Source organism: Rhizobium johnstonii 3841, from assembly GCF_000009265.1.
GTDB lineage: Bacteria > Pseudomonadota > Alphaproteobacteria > Rhizobiales > Rhizobiaceae > Rhizobium > Rhizobium acaciae.
In genome coordinates this window covers 24,511-44,668 of sequence record NC_008381.1, presented here as the reverse complement: position 1 = coordinate 44,668, position 20,158 = coordinate 24,511, and the positions used below count along the sequence as shown (strand labels likewise).

13 protein-coding genes are annotated in these 20,158 nt (G+C 57.2%); 11 read left to right on the top strand and 2 right to left on the bottom strand.

Annotation, left to right across the window (positions count from 1 at the left end; genetic code table 11):
• Window positions 1-25: 25 nt before the first annotated feature.
• The 3 genes from RL_RS27625 (at window position 26) to dinB (ending at window position 2,201) form a co-directional block, all read left to right on the top strand.
• Window positions 26-286: a hypothetical protein gene (locus tag RL_RS27625; RefSeq protein ID WP_011654107.1), complete on the top strand. Its 261-nt coding sequence runs from the start codon at window positions 26-28 to the stop codon at window positions 284-286.
• A gap of 77 nt (window positions 287-363) precedes the next feature.
• Window positions 364-1,041 (top strand): SOS response-associated peptidase, encoded by a 678-nt coding sequence (locus RL_RS27620; protein WP_011654106.1) that lies wholly within the window; start codon window positions 364-366, stop codon window positions 1,039-1,041.
• A 77-nt stretch (window positions 1,042-1,118) separates the two neighbouring features.
• On the top strand, window positions 1,119-2,201 hold the full coding sequence (gene dinB / locus RL_RS27615) for a DNA polymerase IV (RefSeq protein WP_028743870.1): 1,083 nt from the start codon (window positions 1,119-1,121) through the stop codon (window positions 2,199-2,201).
• 66 nt (window positions 2,202-2,267) lie between these two features.
• Here the strand turns inward: dinB and RL_RS27610 are convergent, their stop codons facing one another.
• Window positions 2,268-3,992 (bottom strand): hypothetical protein, encoded by a 1,725-nt coding sequence (locus RL_RS27610; protein WP_011654104.1) that lies wholly within the window; start codon window positions 3,990-3,992, stop codon window positions 2,268-2,270.
• A gap of 417 nt (window positions 3,993-4,409) precedes the next feature.
• Here RL_RS27610 and RL_RS27605 point away from each other — a divergent pair, with 417 nt between their 5' ends.
• The 5 genes from RL_RS27605 (at window position 4,410) to RL_RS40780 (ending at window position 9,565) form a co-directional block, all read left to right on the top strand.
• Window positions 4,410-4,667, top strand: a complete 258-nt coding sequence (locus tag RL_RS27605) for a hypothetical protein (protein ID WP_028743871.1) — start codon at window positions 4,410-4,412, stop codon at window positions 4,665-4,667.
• A gap of 207 nt (window positions 4,668-4,874) precedes the next feature.
• A complete protein-coding gene (locus tag RL_RS27600) occupies window positions 4,875-5,858 on the top strand; it encodes an AAA family ATPase (protein WP_011654102.1) in 984 nt (327 codons plus the stop codon).
• Between the two features lie 15 nt (window positions 5,859-5,873).
• Complete coding sequence (locus RL_RS27595; protein ID WP_011654101.1) at window positions 5,874-8,336, top strand: S8 family peptidase; 2,463 nt, start codon at window positions 5,874-5,876, stop codon at window positions 8,334-8,336.
• A 78-nt stretch (window positions 8,337-8,414) separates the two neighbouring features.
• Complete coding sequence (locus RL_RS40785; RefSeq protein ID WP_244432403.1) at window positions 8,415-9,002, top strand: phospholipase D family protein; 588 nt, start codon at window positions 8,415-8,417, stop codon at window positions 9,000-9,002.
• Window positions 8,999-9,565: a hypothetical protein gene (locus RL_RS40780; RefSeq protein ID WP_244432402.1), complete on the top strand. Its 567-nt coding sequence runs from the start codon at window positions 8,999-9,001 to the stop codon at window positions 9,563-9,565. Before RL_RS40785 ends, RL_RS40780 begins: the two co-directional genes overlap by 4 nt.
• 71 nt (window positions 9,566-9,636) lie before the next feature.
• Here the strand turns inward: RL_RS40780 and RL_RS27585 are convergent, their stop codons facing one another.
• Entirely contained in the window at window positions 9,637-10,626 is a 990-nt protein-coding gene (locus RL_RS27585; RefSeq protein ID WP_032993442.1) for a hypothetical protein, read from the bottom strand.
• Between the two features lie 942 nt (window positions 10,627-11,568).
• Between RL_RS27585 and RL_RS27580 the strand changes: the two genes are divergently transcribed.
• From RL_RS27580 to RL_RS27570, 3 genes are read left to right on the top strand one after another with little or no spacing between them, the layout of a single operon-like run.
• Window positions 11,569-13,557, top strand: a complete 1,989-nt coding sequence (locus tag RL_RS27580) for a hypothetical protein (RefSeq protein ID WP_244432401.1) — start codon at window positions 11,569-11,571, stop codon at window positions 13,555-13,557.
• 2 nt (window positions 13,558-13,559) lie between these two features.
• Window positions 13,560-17,786 carry a DEAD/DEAH box helicase family protein gene (locus tag RL_RS27575; RefSeq protein ID WP_011654098.1) on the top strand — a complete coding sequence of 1,409 codons (4,227 nt, stop codon included), beginning with the start codon at window positions 13,560-13,562 and terminating at the stop codon, window positions 17,784-17,786.
• A gap of 3 nt (window positions 17,787-17,789) precedes the next feature.
• Window positions 17,790-20,042 carry a hypothetical protein gene (locus tag RL_RS27570; protein ID WP_011654097.1) on the top strand — a complete coding sequence of 751 codons (2,253 nt, stop codon included), beginning with the start codon at window positions 17,790-17,792 and terminating at the stop codon, window positions 20,040-20,042.
• The last annotated feature ends 116 nt before the right edge of the window (window positions 20,043-20,158 follow it).

The following is a 20,158-nucleotide window of genomic DNA, read 5'->3' as shown; positions in this document are numbered from 1 at the left end:
ATATCGTAGATGAGAAAATAGAGATATGCCCGGCCTGCTGACGCTCAGAGATTTCAAGGGACCGGTGATAACCGTCGAATGCAAGCCGTGCGGGCAACGGGGCGAGCTTGATCGCAAGGCGCTGGTGAAGCAGTTTGGCGCCAGCATGCGTTTTGTTGATCTGCGCCGTCGCATGGCGATGGGTTGCGACAAGATGCATTGTTTTGACGGGCAGGATAGATGCGGGACGGGATTTCCCTGTTTGCTGGAGGCGGCCGTAGCTTTTGGGTTGCAAAATCCCGGGTGATCGGTGGAGCTCAAAGCTTGATTGCATCCGAAGGGGTCGGAAACTTCGCCTTGAGCCGCACTGGATAGGAGGACGGCATGTGTAATCTCTACAATGTGACGACCACACGCGACGCGGTTCTGCAATTTACAAAGGCGTTCCGGGATCGAGCCGGTTGGAATGAAGCGAGCTTCGACGTTTATCCCGGCTATCAGGCGCCGATTGTCCGGGTTGCCGAGGACGGACAGCGCGAGATTGCCCGGGCGACCTGGGGGATGCCGTCGCCGCCTGCCTATGTGAAAAACTACGATCCCGGCGTCACCAATATCCGCAATGTAAGCTCGCCGCACTGGCGGCGCTGGCTCGGCCCAACCAGCCGGTGCGTCGTGCCGTTCACCTCCTTTGCCGAACCGGATCCAGCCAGCAAAATCGAAGGCGGGCGTGTGCCGAACGCTTGGTTCGCCGGCAACGAAGACCGGCCGCTGATGTTTTTTGCGGGCTTCTGGACGCCCTGGAAGGGTGTGCGCAAAGTCAGGGATGGTGAGCAGGAATATGAACTTTTCGGATTTCTGACGACCTCGCCCAACGAAATCGTCTCGCCTATCCATCAAAAGGCTATGCCGGCCATCCTGACCACGCCTGAAGAAGTCGAGACCTGGCTGACAGCACCGTGGGATGAAGCTCGCCTTCTACAGCGTCCGCTACCGGGCAACATGCTGGTGATTGTGCCGCCACAGGCCAAACCGAAGCCGGACGAGGAAGGTCTGTTGCTTTGATCACCAGCACTCAGCACGACCAGAGCAGTCAGATGCCTGTACACCAAATGCCGGTTTATCCTGTGGGAACTGACGTCATGGGGAGAGTGCAAACCGTGCGCAAAATCATCCATGTCGATATGGATGCATTTTATGCCTCGGTCGAGCAACGTGACAATCCGGAGCTGCATGGCCTGCCACTGGCCGTCGGTGGATCGGCGGCACGCGGCGTTGTGGCGGCCGCGAGTTACGAGGCCCGTGTCTTCGGCGTGCATTCGGCCATGCCGTCGGTGACCGCCAAGCGCAAATGTCCTGATCTGATCTTTGTACCGCCGCGCTTCGAGGTTTATCGGCAGGTCTCGCAGCAGATCCGCGAGATCTTTGCCGAATACACGCCATTGATCGAGCCGCTGTCGCTCGACGAGGCCTATCTCGACGTCACCGAAAACTTGAAGGGCATGGAGATCGCCACCGAGATTGCGCTGGAGATCAGAGCGAAGATCAAGGCGGTCACGGGCCTCAATGCGTCGGCCGGCATTTCCTACAACAAGTTCCTGGCCAAGATGGCGAGCGACCTGAACAAGCCAAACGGCCAGGCCGTCATCACCCCGAAGAACGGTCCGGGCTTTGTCGAAGCGCTTCCTGTCAAAAAATTCCATGGCGTGGGGCCGGCGACGGCCGAGCGGATGAAACGGCATGGGATCGAGACAGGGCTTGATCTGAAATCGAAGTCGCTTGCCTTCCTTCAGCAGCATTTTGGGAAGTCCGGTCCTTATTTCTACGGCATTGCCCGCGGCATAGACGAGCGGCAGGTTAGGCCGGACCGGATCCGCAAGTCCGTCGGCGCCGAGGATACGTTTGTCGAGGACATCGACAATTTCGATCTCGCCAAAGCCGAGCTGCGGCCGTTGGCTGAGAAAGTCCGGCGCTACTGCGAGGCGCACGACATCACGGGAAAGACCGTAACAGTCAAAATCAAATATTCGGATTTCAGCCAGGCGACACGCAGCCAGACAGTGTCGGGAGCCGTCTCCGACGTCGACCAGATGCTGGAGATTGCAGAGACCCTGCTCGCCTCGGTGTTCCCGTTCAAACGTCCGGTGCGGCTCTTAGGGGTCACCCTTTCGTCGCTCAATACCGAAGAGAGCGGGCAAGAACCGCAACTCGATCTCGGACTCTGATGCATCCGCTCCTGAAACGAAAAAGGGCCTGCTTGTTTCGGTGGGCTTGGCAACCTGATCCGATTGCTATTCCTCTTCCTTCGGCGTTTCTGGCGTTCTGGTCTCAAACCGCTCTATCAAGCCCCACCTCCGTGCGCGCATGGCGTTCAAGGGGCTGTCCTTGGCGATATCGAGCAAGGCCTCTCCGGCTTTGTCCATGATGGTGTTGATGGCGTCGGTGGGGTTCACTAGCCCCATCCACTGTGCCAGCCCCTTCATTATCACGCCGAGCTGATCGCCGCTGTAGGAGCGCAGAACCCTGATGTAATCCTTGACGGGCACTGCAGCCAGTCGGGTGGTTATATCGGCGTCGTAGCCCTCGGACGCCAAACGCAGGAATAGCTCGTCCGCAGTATAGTCTGGAGCTTGCGCATTCTCTGCCGCCTGCATTGCGTCGGCAACGTCCTGCTCCAGTTCGTCTTCGCGGGTAATGTATAGGTTGCTGAGGTCGAAGACCCCCTTCATGTCCTTCTTCGCGACAACGAAGGCGTCGATCATCTCCTGCGCCCGCTTGGGGTCGTCCAGCTTCCGGAACAGCTTCACCGCCGAATGCAGGTCATTCGCGGAGTAGAATCTCACGTTCTTCATGAAGCAGGCATATAGGGCGTTCAAGACATCATCGCGGTTATTCGTGAACGTATAGTGGTAATGCGACTGCCAAGCCGCCCGCAATTCATTTTGCGCCTCTGCCGCTGCCGCCCGCTCGTTCAGCTCTGCCGCATGAGAGTTGATGCTTTTCTGGTTGAAGTAGCCATCCCATACTCCTTGCATCAACACCAAATCGAAATCGTCGGTGTATCGATAGCCATAGTCCTCCAGCAGCGCTTTCCATGCCAGCTCTTTGGGTTCTGCGTTCTTGGCGTCCTTTTCCTTCGTAGAGAAAAACGTCTGCTTGTCCTTCAGGAAGGGGAGCGGTGGCGCGATCTCGGGCTGGTAGACCGACCAACCGAACAGAATGATGGAGCTCGCCACGTCCCGCAGCACTTCCGGCTTGAAATCCTGCAGCAGCGGCTCGATCTGGACGATGAGGCGGAAGACTTTCCGGATGACGCGGATATTGTCGATGCCGAGTTGCTTTACCCGCTCCTGTACCAGCGGCTTGATGTTTTCGTGGCCCTTGACGTCCTTCAGCGCAATGTCCGCGCTCTCCTCAGCCGATGGCGCAAAGTGTAGGTTCAGGTCAACCACCTTCTCCAGATAGCTGTAGAACTCCTTGCGATCCTCAAGCTGCTCGTCATTCAGCAGGAGCACGATTTTGCAGGCGCGGTCTTCTTTGAGCTGGGAGATGAAGCCCAACACGTCGATGCTGCGAAGGTTCTTGCCCTTCCGTTCCAGGTCATCGATGCAAATGAGTTGGTTGCGGATGGTCAAGTTCGCCAGCGATGCGCTTGCTTCTCCCAAACCCGCTGGGAGTAACCGCCCAATCACGCCGGAGCCTGCCTTGGTAAGCTCGCGCACGCCCTCGTAAACGGATTTCACGTCATCCGCGTCGAACTCCTTGCCTATGCTGGATCGACCGACTGTGTTGTGGAATAGGTCGCGCTTCAGCTCATCCAGCGAATTCAGGCCAAATAGGGAAACATAGGAATAGCGGTCGCGTTTGAGTGTCTTAATGTCCTTGGATGCGTCTGCGAGCATTTTTCGCCAGCTGTATGTTTTGCCCGTGCCCCAATTGCCACGAATGCAAAGCACCTCTGAATCCTCGGACGCGAGAAACAGGCCAATTTCGCGCTTCACATCATCTGTGGACATGCCGACTCCAATGGAAAGAGCCGGTTTAGCAGATTCTGCAGCTATCTACCCATAGGTGCGAAGAGTTCTGCACACAAAGAAAGAGCGCCAGAATCCGACGCACCAACAGGTGCCGCAAGATACGACGGAGTTGGTAAGGCAGTGCCTGGATGTCCCCTTCGCGCGTACCGGCGGGGCTTAGTCGCCTTGATGAGATTCGAACCACCGACTACACCATGCCAAGTACTTGAAATGGAACGATCTGGCCCATGCAAAAGGCACGAGATCAAGGGTTTTCAATGGCCGATTTAGTTGCTACGTTCCCTTTTTGTTTCGAATAGGATAGGGCAATTTGGATGTCGAACATTGCCACTTTGGCGCTCGGCAGGAACGCGACAGCGACATAGGCGTATGTGCAGATAATCCCAGAGGGCCATGATGCGATTGCACACTGAACCTGACACCGAATGGAAGAACATCTTTCAGCTCTGGCGTGAGAGCGGTGAGGTTCTGCCGCTGAAAGTTGCCAAGAGTTCCTGGAGCGCCGAAGCTGGCCACTTCCTGATTGTCGAAGATGTTGAGATCAAGAAGTGGCCCTACGGAACGGCATGGGGTCAATATCATTGGAAGGGGATACCCGGCGCGAAGGGTGAGAAAATCAATCAGCCGGGAACATACACATGGAGAAAGCTTTAACTTGCACGCGACTGAGCAACTCGGCGACGTACAAGGAATTGTTAAACGCCTCGTGCGATGTATAACGATAGCCTTTGCAACCTGAGTGAGTATCTGTGGACAGATTTATTTCTGAAACGACGTACGAGAAATATCTGGCACATTGAAATGGATAGACGCTAAGGTGCCCATGGCACCGACAAACTGGCCAATGATTAGTTCGAGAAAATGACCACGGCACAACACATCGTAGCTTTGCTGAAGAGCCACATAGACGGAGATGAAGGTCGCTTCCTTTCCGTGGCGACACAGCTTGCCGCGCACGAAGCCCGGCAAGGTCATGGCAAGCTCGCTCAGGAGCTCAAAGAGCTAATCGACACCGCTCGTGGCAAGACCTCGACGGTCGCACGCATTGGCGCGGGTCCAGTGCCGATCGCACAGCCGAAAGGCGAGTTGACGAAATTGCTCGCCGCACGTTTCTCGGACACGCGGCTAGCGGACATGATCTTGTCCGACGAGCTTCGCGAGCGGCTTGGAAGAGTGATCGCTGAACAGCGGCACCAAGAGCGCCTGCAAGCCCATGGCCTGACACCTCGCCGCAAGTTGCTCCTCGTCGGCCCACCAGGGTCTGGCAAGACAATGACTGCGGCGGCGTTGGCGCATGAACTTAAGTTGCCGCTTTTTACAGTGCTTTATGATGGGCTCATCGGCAAACTCATGGGAGAGACAGCTTCGCGCTTGCGACTGGTATTCGATGCCGTCGCGGCGCAACGGGGCGTCTATTTCTTCGACGAATTCGATGCGATCGGATCGCAGCGGTCCGGGCCAAATGATGTCGGCGAGATTCGTCGTGTGCTGAACTCCTTTCTCCAGTTCATCGAGAACGACCATGGCCCGAGCCTAATCATCGCTGCCACGAACCATCCAGAACTTCTCGATAGGGCGATCTTCCGTCGCTTTGACGATGTCATCGCGTACGAACTACCGGACGAACGCATTACGCGTGGAATCCTGGAGACGCACCTGTCACGCTTTAAGCCAAAGAAGATGAATTGGTCGGCAATCCTGGATGCAGCCAAGGGGCTCAGTCAGGCGGAGATAGCGCGAGCTGCAGACGAAGCGGCGAAGGTCGCTATCTTGAGCGACAAGCCGACGGTCGAAACCTCTCTTCTGCTGGGTACCCTGTCGGAACGTCACAACACGATGCGATAAGGCGACAAGCAGTACATGGCCAGACCGCCTCGCAATCGATCTCACTTTTTCTTGGACGGTGGCGGGCAAGCGGAGCCTTACACCTCGCCGCGTACGGTCATTTCCGGCCTACCCCCCGCTCGTGCACGTGCACAACACGCTGCAAAGCTTTCTCAATCGCTCGCAACCGCTATCGCCGGAGCACAGCAGACTATGGCGGCGAGAGAACCGGGTATTGCAGAAGGCGACCGTGGTTTCTATTTGCAGTTTGAAATTCCCGCGGCTGAACGGGGAGCAGTCGATGCATTGGAAAACAAACCGGCTGGCATTGAACTGGTCGCCGTTCCTCAGATTGCGGCTGGCGAGGAGAGTATCACCGCGACCGTCTTCGTGCCTGAGCGCTCACTTGAGTTCTATAGCAAGAAGATCGACGCCTACCGGACCGAGCAGACGAAGACGGGCCGGCCGAAAAACGAAGCGTTGATTGCGCGTATTGAAGATGTTCACCTGGCCGCCGTGCGATCACTGTTCACCGACGCTTCTGAGCTCTATCCTCAACCGAACGCAGCCGCGTGGTGGGAAGTCTGGATCAGAGACGGAAGGCTCGCATCGTTTCGAATAGTCGCCGGGCGGTTGAATATTCCTCTCAAGGATCACGCGATCCGCTTTCCTGAACGGGATGTCGTGCTCGCTCACGGCACAGAAGCCACGATCGCACGCGTCGTGAGCAATTCGAACGCTATCGCTGAACTTCGACTCGCCAAGGACACACCATCAATCTTTTTGGAAATGGGGGCACCTGAGCAAGTTGAGTGGGCAGAGGATCTCGTGGGTCGTCTTGTCGCTCCGGACATGCTCGCGCCGGCGATATGCCTGCTCGACAGCGGAGCGACAAGGGAACACCCTTTGATCGCTCCCGCGTTGCCGGCCGGCAACCAGCATGCATACGACGACAATTGGGGTGTGGGCGATAGCCAGTTCTGGAACGGGCATGGCACGTCGATGTCTGGCGTGGCGCTCTATGGCGATCTCCAGCAGACGCTCGCGCAGCAAGGCGCGGTCGAATTACCCTATTGGCTCGAGACTGTAAAAATCCTCCCGCCAAACGGCGGCAATGATCCGCTGCTATATGGCGCGATTACAGAAACCAGCATGACCAAGGCCGAGGCAAACGCTCCCCTTCGCAAGCGGGTCTTTTGCATGGCGGTTACAAGCGAAATCGGCCTCGCACGCGGACGTCCTTCGTCCTGGTCGGCTGCCGTCGATCAGCTGACCTACGGTGGGGGCGCTCTTCGACGTCTGATGGTCATCGCCGCCGGCAATCTGCGCGGTGACATCCACGCAGCAGAATATCCCGATCGAAATGATTTGGAGGAGGCGGAAAGCCCAGCCCAGGCTTGGAACGCGCTCGTTGTCGGAGCCTATACTGACAAGATCAATATCGTTGATCCGGCGTTCGGCGATTGGGCTGCGGTCGCTCCGGCCGGTGATCTATCACCAGTCAGCAGGACTTCGGGCACGTGGGATCGTCAATGGCCGGTCAGGCCGGATGTCGTCTTTGAAGGTGGAAACTTCGCGCACGACGGCGTGAACCCGAGTTCTCACATCGACGATCTGCAGCTCCTGACGACGTACTACCGACCCAATGTTCGTTTGTTCGATACATTTGGTGATACGAGCGCCGCCGCTGCGCTTGGCGCGAATCTTTGTGCGAACATCATCGCCGCTCGTCCGACGCTATGGCCGGAAACGGTACGGGGGCTCGCCATTCATTCCGCTGAATGGACACCGGCAATGAAAGGCCATTTCGACGGCGCCGGCACGCAAGCCATGAAAATGGCAATGCTCCGACGCTACGGCTGGGGCGTGCCTGACATTTCCCGTGCATTGAGAAGCGCTACGGACGACGCGACCCTTGTAGTCGAAGACGTTTTGCTGCCGTTCAAAAAGGAAGACTCGAGGATCAAGACCCGAAGCATGAACCTACATGCTTTGCCATGGCCACGCGACGAGCTTCTCGATCTCGGCGCAGCTGACGTGGAGCTGAGGATCACGCTGTCGTATTTCATCGAACCCAATCCTGGCGAACGCGGGTGGACACGTCGACATCGTTATTCGTCACACTCCCTGCGATTTGCCGTCAAACGCTCTCTGGAAGATCTGCAACAGTTTCGGACGCGCATCAACAGAGCAGCGGAAGCAGAGGAAGAAGGTCAGATTGGCGCGGCGGCTGGCGGCGACAACTGGTTTCTCGGCATGATACGTGATCGAGGGTCTGTGCACTCCGATATCTGGCGGGGCAGTGCTGCAGCGCTCGCCGAACGTGATGCGATTGGCGTCTTCCCGGTCAGCGGCTGGTGGAAGGAAAAGCCAGGACTTCAGCGATGGGATCGAGCAGCCCGCTATGCGCTTGTAGTGTCTATCCGGGCACCGGGCGCAGACATCGACATCTACACCGCGATCGAGAACAAGCTCGAGGTCGAAATTCCAGCCGGATGAAGCGCGTTTTGCTGCACCCGCACGCTCGGCGGGGGATTAATTTGGCGACTGTTCCATGAAGTGCTGGAGGGGGGATCGGTGAGCTTCAAACTATTGGACTCCGGCTGGGCGGACGAAATCGATGCGGGAGTCCGGGCCACCCCCGGCAGCATCTTGATTGTTTGTCCGTTTATCAAGAGGCGCACCGCCGAGCGCTTACTTTCGGTGCGACCGCCCGCGGACTTTCGGATTGTGACCCGGTTCGATCTTAATGCATTCAACGCGGGCGTTAGCGATCTGGATGCTCTGGAGCTATTGCTGCAAAACGGTGCGAAAATTCGCGGTATTGTTGGCGTCCACTCTAAGATGTATGTCTTCGGCAGCACCCGTGCGATCGTCACCAGTGCCAATCTCACCGAGTCCGCGATGTTCAAGAACAAGGAATTCGGGTTCACTACGGATGACCCCGATATTTCCTTGCAATGTCACAACTACTTCAAGGGTTTGTGGGACTGCACGAAAAGAGACCTTACAGCGTCAGCCATTGAGGAGTGGCGCCTAAAGCTTGCTCCGCTTCGCGCCGGGGCTAGGATTGGCAGCCAGCTGCCAGTTTTGGCGAAGTTGTCCGGACGGTCTCACCGTTCGTTCTGGAGCCCCCCACAGAGACGCCGCTGCAGTCTTTTGTGAAATTTTTTGGGCGGGCAGACAACCGCGCATCTCTGACCACACTGGTAGAAGAGGAAGTTATTCGCTCTGGATCGCACTGGGCCTGCACCTACCCAAAAGGGAAGCGCCCCCGCCAAGTTCAAGATGGCGCCATTATGTTTATGGCGCGCATGGTTCAGGCACGAAGCGACTATGTAATCTACGGACGCGCCATCGGCAGAAAGCATCGGCCAAACCTCGATGATGCCACGGAAGCCGATTTATCGTTGAGAGCATGGAAGGCAAATTGGCCCCACTATGTCCGCGTTCACGATCCGATTTTCATCAATGGGTCGCTTTCAGCAGGTGTCTCCATGGTGGATATGATGGAGGAGCTTGGGGCAGCATCCTTTATGCCTACTCAACGCAATTTAGATAGTAAGAGTGGCGACAACATCAACCCGCGCCGCGCCATCATGAGAAAACCACACATGGAACTCACGCCACAGGCTTGCAGATGGATTGCTGATCGCTTGGATAAAGCACTCCTGCGGCACGGTATGTTGGACATTACAAAGTCGAGCTTCGACTTTCCAACAGGATAGGCATGCACCGCGCCAGCACGAATACTGGTCCGTGAGACGTGCCGATGGACAGCATTTTAGTTGCGAAATGCTTACTCTTTTGCGGATAGAAAACCTGGCATCTCTGGGGGTTGGATATCCAAGATGTGAAATACTACTTTTCGTTTGAGCCCCAATTTCAGCGCGTCCCTGAAGTTGTCAATGCTGCGAACGACTCGTTCTTTCCGAGCAAGATGCCGCCAGTTTGTGGTCTCGCCATCCAGCGTTTCCCATGCCAGGAGTTTAACGAGAGCGGTGTGAGCAAATTGAATACCGTCATCCTCATGCGCAACAAAGCTGTTTACTATATGCGTGGGTGAATGTTCTTGCGTCTCCTTCAAATCCCACGTTTGGAAGAGCGATTGTATCTCGTTTTCGGGATCGACAATCAAATGGCCATTGTAATCCGTGCACCGAAACTGCTCGAATCTCATCATCCACGTCTCGGTGAATCCATCGTCATTATTGACGGTTTCAACGAGCTTTTCCTTACGGAATGTCAAGTGCACGCCAGCGCCGGCACCAATTCGATAGGCTACGTCCCCGACAAGGGAACAAAGAAGGGTGTGCTGGAACGCTTTTCCAAAGCCGATATTGAAATTCTTCTTGGCCTTCACAAGCTGCTGAGCATCGAACAATGTCCACGCGCTGTGATGCTTCCACGCGATAAGAAGGGGAAGCTTGAGCAACCGAGCATAGTTCTGCAGCTTTTCAAGATAGTCCGGTCGAAATGAAAGGGTTCGCGACGTGCTGGACTTCACCTCGATCAGCACAGGAGTGACTGCGGTCGAAAACTGACCAAGAAAATCAGGCACCTGAAACATCTCACGCGAAGCCACCGGCGATTGTACTTGATCGAGCTTGTGCAGGAGGAGACACTTCCCGAGCCATGCGCAGACGACCGCAAACTCGTCCTCCACCGGAAGGCCAATATCCAAGCGTCGAACCTGTTCGGCAATGTCTGCTGGATCAGCGTCCCAGCCAATCTCGGCCATGACCTCCTGGATTAGACGGTCAGCATCTTTCGGCGTCTTTTTCGTCATTGTGTGGTCGATCTCACTACTTGCAATTCTGAAGTGCACTGTCGCACAGCGAAATAAGAGCCCCGTGGGTTAACCATCAGAAAACATGGTTTAACTCGGATACTTGCCGATTGTTGACCTCGAATACAAATTTTTCTGCTTCTTGTAACTTGCATTCACTTTTTCAACCGTATCGTGCACATTGGGCGGCGTAGATTCGAGGGCTTAAGTTACGTGGTACGGGGGAAAAGGGGGCGAGAGTGGGAGGGGCGCGACGGTGTCGAGCGTTTGGCAGATTCTACGCGTCAACACGCCGAGCGTGTGCAAGCGCTGCTGGCGGCTAAAACACGGACTCAGCCTATCCGTCTTGATCGGCCAGGGCTCACAATCCCCACTGAAATGCACTACGCAACGACTGCTGCGCCGACCGAGTGGATGACGGCTGACGCCGGACGGACCATAGTAGACGCTATAGGTGAAGCCATCGAAGATGGTACGGACCGAGTCATTCTCGCATGGCCTAACCGACCGGGAGGCGGCTTTACCGCAGCTGCACTAGCCCTGCGCGAGATGCGTGCCTCGGGTCGACTTGCTCATGCGACTGTTGGGTTATGGCCATGGCGATCTGGTGCGACTTGGCCGGCGCGCTCAATTCTTGTGCATCCAGCAGATATCGCCCAAACCGCGGCGCGGGCAGCAACAGAAATGCAGCGCGGAGCGACCTGGGTCTTGCCTCACCTCGCCCACGAGGCACTGTGCCTGCTGGAAATGCGTCTCCGCGATTTGGTGCCATCGAATATACAGAGCCGCCACCAAGGGCATACATCTGCAAGTGGCATCGTGGTTAGGAGTCCAACTCTACTAGAGACTACATCGGTCTTCGTGCCTGGGATTGATTTGAGAACCGCGCCATTTCCTGCCGATGCACGACAAGTCTTGCGCCGGGTCCGGGATCACACGCACATGGGTGACAAAAATGCCGGCCTGGAGATACACGTCGCGGCGATTGGAGATCCTTTGCGCGCGCCCTTTGCGATATTTGGAATTCCACCTCTCTCGAAGCTCGAGCCTCTGAGCCGTTTGATGGCTTATCGTCGTTTTACGCAGACTGGCCTCGATGCCATCATCGTGGATGTAACAAGAACTGGACGTTCTGAGCTTCCTGACGATTGGGAGACCCGCCTCACCCTTTTGGCCCAAGCTCTGACGGATGCTAGCGGTCGGCGCCCACCGATTGTGGCACTCACTGAAGACGCGATTGCAATGCGCAAGGTTACGCGTACGCTTCGATCGGTGGGCGCCACGCTGCGGCCAACCAGGCGTCCCACAGAGATCGGGGTCTATCTGCCCCGTATGGGGATGCTGGGAAGCGCTCAGCCTTTAGACATCAAAATGCTGCCAGCGATCCGGTTTGATGCCGATATCAAGGATGCGTCGCTCGCCGGCCTGCGTCGCGACCTCATAGAATTGGGGCGAAAGCTGCGAAAGGTTGGCGACGCGGTTGCTGCAAAAGGTGCGTCGGAAGCTCTGGCGTTTCTTCGAAGAGCGGCTTCACTACCGATTGGAATTCACGAAGCCCGTACAGCAGCCGACATTCTTCATGACGGTAATGACGAAGTCGACGCATCAATCCGGGCAATGTTTCGTCCACGGATGGCATTGGCTCGTCTTGCGGCCTCCGCGGATTTGGCGCCGGCATACGCTGAAGAGATTAGCCGCCTCCTCGCGACACTCGCGGGGAAGGTCGAGAGCTGGACCGATGAAACACCGGTTTCCGCAAAGCTTTCTCACCTTTTCACCACCCAACCCGATTGGAACCTATCAACAACCCTGCTGGCAATGCCGGACCGCCGGATCGCCGATCTCTTCCTCGCCTCTGATCGTGCAGTAGGTTGCAACTGCCAAGTGGTCGATCACCGAGGTATGGCCGACGCCATGACGCGTCAGCAGCCATTGCGTATCGTTGTTGTGAGCCCCACACCTGACGCAGTCAGGAGCCTATTGATCACCTCGATCACGCCTGAACGCGTCCTTTTACTAGGCGATGCAGCGGGAAGCGCACTACTTGCGGCGGAGCTTGCTCCACTGACGCGTCTTGCAGCATTCGCGACAGTCGGGGGCCGGGCCAAAGCACTTGCCGCAGCGCTTCATCGCGGCGGCGCTGACGAAGCGCTGGATGTTGCCGAAGCGGAATTCCGGCTAGCTGCGGTTACGCCCGAGGCCGAGATCGATTTTACTCGCGCTGGTGAGGCATACAAGGGAGATGTCGTCAGGCTTCTAACCGCGCGAAATCATAAGATCGCCTATCGGCCAACAAGTGATGTCCTCGTCTTCTCTGCGGGAGAGATCCGTCCGTTTGAGCGAATGAACGCACGAGAGGTTCGCACAGGCGACAGAATCCTTGTACTTGACGCTTCGGTCCGCGAGCCCGTGCGACGGGCGCTTGCCGGGTCTCGTCAAAGTCTGAAGCAACTGACCAGTTACCACGATCACATCGCCCAGATTCGCAATTCTATCCCGGGCTCAAGCCTGTCAGAAAAAGCAAGAGCCGTGTTATCGCGGATGCACGAACTTGATCCAAATTTCGGGCCAAGCGAGCTACCAAACCTTTTAAGATGGCTCACCGCTGATCAAGCGCTCGGTTTCTCCGATGGCACCAAACAACCCCGAGCGGCTCGCGACTGGCCTCGGTTTCGAGTGTTCATGCAGGCGGTAAACGTCGAGCCATCGCTGGCAGAAATCTACTGGCGTACCGCTGTAGTACCAACCAGATCCTATCGAGCGCAGGAAGGCCATCTCTTTAATCAGCGTGTCGTGCAGTTTGTGCTCGATCCAGAAGGTGTCGCGATTGGCGCTGCTGGGTGGAAGCCGCTCCAAGGCCTTTGGCAGCTAGTGCTCGAAGCGGTGGACGAAATTGTCGACGCCAAAATTGTTACATCCGGAGGGGACTAGCGATGGCCGAACTACGCGCACTTGACAGGTTAAACGCCGACGAGCGACAGCTTCTTAAGGAAGCAGTATGTGATGCCGTTCTTGAGCGGACCCGAGGGGTCGTCTCCGGCGAAGGGCCTCATGGCGCAATCATTCTCGGCGAGAAGCCGTCAAGAACTCTCTCAAGCGCTTTTATTCTGCCGCGTCTCGACGAGGACGGTGATGACGAGGCCAGCGATATAAGAATTGCGTCGCACGGGCTCGACTTGCGCTTGAGGCCTTCCGCAGGCTCCTTGCACCTTCGCCCGTCCCTATCCGTTTACGTTCGGGCGCTCCCCCTTGCCAACGAATTGTTCGCGCGCAACGGGCGGCTCATCCCACGCGCTGATTTCAATGATGTAGCGCGGGCGCATGCGAGAGCGGAGATGAGTCGGCGAGCTGCCGCTGAGATTCCAGCGGGTCTTCAACCGCGTGACCGTGCGACGCGACGTGCGACGATATCACGGGAGGTCTACCTAGCCATGGGAATTGCCGTCCCAGTCGATACACAGTTGCCGGGCGGTGATGATCGCGAGCCTGGCGCTGACGGTGGAGATATTCCCCCTTCACCAGTAGTTGGCGGACGCCTGCGCATCCCTGACAACTTATCGAGGCGATATGACATCCCACAGAAATGGGTCCGTCTTTCTGTCGACGCGCCCCCCTTGGAGATGACGCTTCCCTGCGATCCAGCCGTGTGGACAAATCTCGCAGCAGGTTACAAGACAAGTCTATTGCAGGCGATCCGAAATGCCTACGAGAGATGGATAGCATCCCCCGAGGGACAATTTAATGCCTGGCGAAAGCTTCGCCCGCCATCTGAAGCCTTCTGGACGCCGGAAGCGTGGGACGCCTTTCTTACTGCGACCAGAGCAACGCCACCAAATCTTGCCGATCTGATTCCGGCGTTCGACGTCAACACGCTCGTACAAGCACTTCCTGATCCGCTTGAACCGGGTTGCTTTTCGGTACGCATAGCGGTCGAGAATTGGCGAGAGGACGATGCCAAAAAAGAGTGCGGTCTCTTCACGTTGTCGATGGCTGTAGAATTGCCGGACGGCGCACTTGCGCCCATGCGCCTAGAGAGGGTTCGCCGCAGTTATCATCTTGCTGGTTTCATGACGATGCCTGCCATCGGTGTGAACGGGGGGGTGATCGACCTTGGCAAAACTGGCGAAAATCGCACCCTGCGCACGACTTGGATGCCACGCTATGTCCTGCCGCGCGCGCGAGCTACCGAGATCGATGACGTGCCAACCACATACGCAGAGCTCGCTTCGGAGACGACAGACCTTACAGCACTCCTGACCCTGCCAGATACCATGGATCGGTGGATCGATGAGGTTGCTGCAAATACGCGCTTGTTTGCAGCGGGAGAAGAGGGAAGTTTGGAAGATGAAGCGAGCCAGCGAGCGCGCTTCGAAGAAGATCTGCGGGTGTGGACCGACGAGGCAAACCGAATTCGAAAAGGAGTGGAACTTTTAGTCGCTTCGCAGGCGGCATCGCGTGTCACGCCCACCGCTGCCGGCGCAATCCCATTCAGAGCATGGGTGCTCTTGAACCAATCGTTTGCTGCGGCAAATCCTCAGCGAGACAATGAGCCGCCGTCGGGCTGGAGGCTATTTCAGCTGGCATTCGTGTTAGCGCACGTAACAACTCTCGCCTCGCGGCTGCCCGAGTATACGCATAGTTTCGACGCGGCGTTCGATGAGGACGCCGCTAGCCTCCTATACATGTCAACCGGTGGCGGCAAAACAGAAGCCTTCTTCGGCACATTGGTCTACGCGCTTTTTCTCGATCGCTTGCGGGGCAAGTTGCTCGGGATTACTGCCATGATGCACTATCCCTTGCGATTGCTCACAGTGCAACAGGCTCAACGCCTTGCCCGCTTGCTGGCGCAGGCGGAGCTCGTCCGCCGAAGAGAGAAAATCCCCGGTAATCCTTTCGAGATCGGCTTTTGGGTGGGTGGCACCAACACACCGAACCAAACCGAGAAGAAGCCCGGTGAGATCGCGGATACTCTACGCTGCATACCGACATGGAGCAGTCCTCGCGCTCGTGATGAAGCTGCGCTCCTAAATAGCCAAGAGAGAGTCGATCGCGAATACACTGTCGCCAACGAAGCATGGAATAAGCTCTCAAGTTGTCCCTTCTGTCGCTCCGAACATGGGACGGGGCTTCGGCTCTTCCCTGAGCGTCATCACCAACTCGGGATCGTGTGCTTCGATTCAACGTGCGACTGGAACCGCGCTCACCGCACGAATCCCGGTCGTGCGCCCGAACCACTACCGTTTTATTTAGTGGATACGGACATTTATCGGCGCGCGCCGGCGGTCCTACTTGGCACAATAGACAAGCTCGCACTATTGGGTCAAAGCACACATACCGTAGACCGTATCGCAGGCATGTTTGGCATGGCTCGGTGGATCGACGCGGCATCCGGCAATCTCCTTCATATGCCAAGCGGCACACCGACTGGTGCTGCCCCACCCAATGGGTGGCAACGCGTTGCCCCAGCCTATGGTGATGGTATCGAGGTGTTTCATGATCCCTTTCCAAGCATCATCGTCCAGGACGAAATGCACCTACTTGAGGAGAGCCTTGGCACCTTTGGTGGTATATTCGAGACAGGGCTCTTCGCGTGGCTATCGCGCTTAGCACCGCTTCTCGGAAGTAGGGCTTGTCGGGTACCTAACGCCCCCGATCGCCCGAGACTGCCGCACGTCATCGGAGCGACCGCGACCGCCGCTGACGTTGCAAAGCATACCCGTGCGCTTTACCAACGCCGCGTCGTGCAATTCCCCCACCCGGGTCCGTCCCTCCACGGTGGGTTCTATACACGCATGGCGGCCTTCACTCCCGGTGGCCCAGCGACTGCGGAACGAGCAGATGCTGCTCCTACTCCCCGCGGTAGGGAAGCTGCCGCGCCCTGGGGACGTGTCTACGCGAGCCTGATGACCAATGGCAGGCTTCATACGGTCACCACACTTTCTGTTCTAGCAGCGCACGCGGCGACCATCACACGCTGGCAACGCGACCTTGCCGCCGTTGACCCGGCAAGAAAGGCGCGTGCCGCCCTCGAGATAGAAGAATCTGTATCAGACGCGAGATGGGCTGCAGGTCGCAGGGCAGCTATTCGAAATGTCGCCGCTTTGGGCCGCTACGACCAGCTTGCAGCGCTTGTCGATCTTCACAGGATTCAACTGACATATGTCACGAACAAAAAGGGTGGCGATCAGATTCTCTCTGCTCTCAATACCGAAGTCCGTGAAGCACACGCCGCGATGGGCTCCGACTACGAGATAGCAGCGTACAATATGGAACTTATCTCCGGTGGTGTTGACATCGGGGGGATACAGAAGGTGATCCGCGCGGCAGAACGCCCCTTCGATCCAACAATTGAAGATATATCGTCGACGCTGAGAGGGATTGTCGCCACTTCCGCGATCTCGCATGGCGTTGATGTCGAGGCGTTTAACGCAATGGCGTTCGCTGGAATGCCCTCTGATATCGCGGAATACATCCAGGCTTCATCTCGAGTTGGCCGCATGCACGTCGGTTTCTCGCTCCTAATTCCAACGCCGCAAACGCGTCGAGACCGCTTCGTGGTCGAAGTCCACGAGTCCTTTCACCGCCTTTTGGAGCGCATGATCGCAGCGCCGGCTGTGGAGCGGTGGGCCGATCGCGCGATAGAACGCACCATCCCGTCTCTCGTTCAAACCTGGCTTGCCGGCGTTCAGCACCAAGAACGCTTCGTCCGAGCCAAGGACGACGAAAAGGCGCTGATTGGCCTTCCGGCAACTGTCGAGCAAGTCGATCGACTCCTTCGCGACCCCAGAGCGTTCGATGATTGTGTTCGGTTTGTCATTACGGCTGTCGGTGTGAATGCTCCAACGGGTTCTCCAGCCAACCCCGACTACTATTCTGATCTCGTCAGAGCCGCCGCGTCACGCATTCAGTCGACCATCGGAAGTGGTGACTTTACGGGTAAGCTAAGTGATTTTTGGTCAAATCCCTTAAGCGGCCTGCTGCGGCCTATGACAAGCCTGCGCGACGTTGATGAAGCAGGATGGATCAAGGCGTCAGCGAGAACACAGCGAAATCAGTCGATATCGTGGGAAGACGTCGGCGAAGCTATGGCAATGGTTCGCAACAGAGGCGTTTCTCGGGGACGCCGCTCTTCGGCGAGCGAGTTGGATGGAGAGGGTTAGGTTATGAGCACAATGAAGCCACCAACCATGCAGCGCTCGCGTGGCCAGCTGGCCACCGCATATGCGCCGCACAGCCTTTTCACGTTCGAAGGCGGCTCCGGTGCGTGCATGGCGCTTTCAGCGTCCGGAAATCGCACTGCCGACCTAAGCACCCTCACCAAGAGAATCATTGGAGAACAGATTCAAGAGTATTTTGAGGCCTGGGCGACACGTGCAGGCCGGGGGTTAAATCTCAGACACCCTGTGCCGCTGGCTCTTGCTGTGGATGGGCGAGTGCTGAGTGACGACGTCGTGCGCGTACGGGTCGGCGACCTAGCATTCCAAGTCCCGGAGAATGTCGGTTATGTCCCCTTTCCTTTGGCGTTCACGTGCACACGATGCGGCCTCCATCGCGAGTGCAAGCAGCTTGATCGTCTTTCTGGTGAAGCCGCCCGATTCCGACAAGCTTGCCCAACCGGGGCAAAGAGCTGTGCTGATGATTGGCAACAAATCGATGTGGTTTTGACCCATTGGTCAGGCGAGATCGAGGGCCTGACGCCCAACTATCGTCACTGGGTAGCCGCCTCCGGGGATATTAGAGAAATCGGCCGTTGCGCGTCGTGCGAAATGGACCGGTTCTATCTGAGGCGCCCCCCAGGTGCGCTTGCTGGGTGGCACTTCGAATGTGTGCAGTGCCGCACGGTCCGACCAATCTTGCAGCGTGATACACGAACGCTGGAATTGCTGGGTCCGCTGATCGCTCAGAACCAGGCGCTCATCGCCGAAATCAACATGGAGCCGGTCTCCTATAGAGCGTCCGCAGCGTATTACCCACATGGCGATCGGCTACTTGTGTTCGACGAGGATCGGTATCTGTCCCTTCTGGGGACGGCCCAAACTGCCCAGCTCGAGGGCTTCCTTGCGACGACTTACGGGTACCCGCCAACGCGACTTGATGACGCGGAAAAGGGACGCCTGCTTCGCGCAGCCGGTAGGGGGGATCAATGGGACAACCACGTGCGAATTCGCGACATGATCCCAATGCTCGAGGCCACGCCGAACATTCCGCAAGAATATCTCAACGCGCAGCGTGAAGAGCTGTCGCGGCGCGAAGAAGAATGGAACGCAAGCGTGTTCGCGGGCCACCAGCAAGCCACGCCCGGAATTGCGAGAGCCTGTCGCGAGCGCCAGGGCTATGTTCGCCGTTTCGATCCTGTCCGCATGGCGGCCGAACACGCAACCCTCGTTGACGAGAAGTTGCGGGGTGGACAGATGAGCGACGGCAAGGAAGTCTCGGTCGATGTCACGATCCTCGATGATTTCCTCATTCCTGACGGCCTGACGCAGCCTGAAATCGACAGGATGCGAAGCGAGGTTAGCAGGCGCTGTGGCCTGCTCGGACTTGCCGAGATGCGCCTCATTCGAGATATCAAAGTTTGCGAATATTCATTTGCGTATACCCGCACCTCAGCCTCGCCAACGGTAACCCGCGACAAGGCAGGCAATGCCGAAATGCCAGTTCGGCTCCGATTGTTTGATCGTGTCCAAGTTGGTGATGCTGCCCGCCATCCCGTCCTATGCCTCCTCCAGTCAAACGAGGGTTTCTACCTGCGCCTGGACGAAGCGGCAGTTCTGGATTGGCTCGCCACGAACGGGATTCCGACGACTGCCGCCCTGGCAAATGTACGCTTGGGTGGGCGTTTGATTGAAGAGTTCGCTGCAATGGATAGCGATCCGTCGCTCAGATTCTCGCGGTTTCTCGACGAGTACCGGCGGGAGCATGCAATCCCTCGACTAGCCTATCCGTACATTTACACACTTCTCCACACGATGGCGCATCATCTCATTGGTGTTTCTGCCTCAATGTCGGGGCTCGATCTGGGGTCCTTCGGCGAGCACATATTTGTCCCCGATTTGGCATTCCTTGTTTACCGCAGAGGAATGACAATGGACCTAGGAAATTTATCCTCTATGTGGCGAGATCGAGGGGATCCACCTTATGGAAACGAGGTTCTCGACCGCATGGTCAATCCAATCAGTCTGCGATGCGGCTCCGAAAGCGTATGCAACCATCGTGGCGGCGCCTGTCCAGACTGCATTCTAATCCCAGAAAGTGCATGCATTACCAGAAATGAATTGTTGTCCCGGTCCACTCTGATTGGCCGCGGCGCACCACGCTGGGATGCGGCCGGTCCAAGCTTGACCGGGTACTACGAAATCGCTGCACGACACGCTAACGCAAGGGCGGCCGAACATACGGCCGCGGGCTCGACGTGAGTGTCGTAGCGCCAATTGGCAACGCCTTGGCCCGATCGCTGATCGCCGGCCTCGGAGCCGACTGCGCGGCTGCGGCCAGTTTAGCGCGCGCTGTAATTCTGAGCCAGGTAGGATGG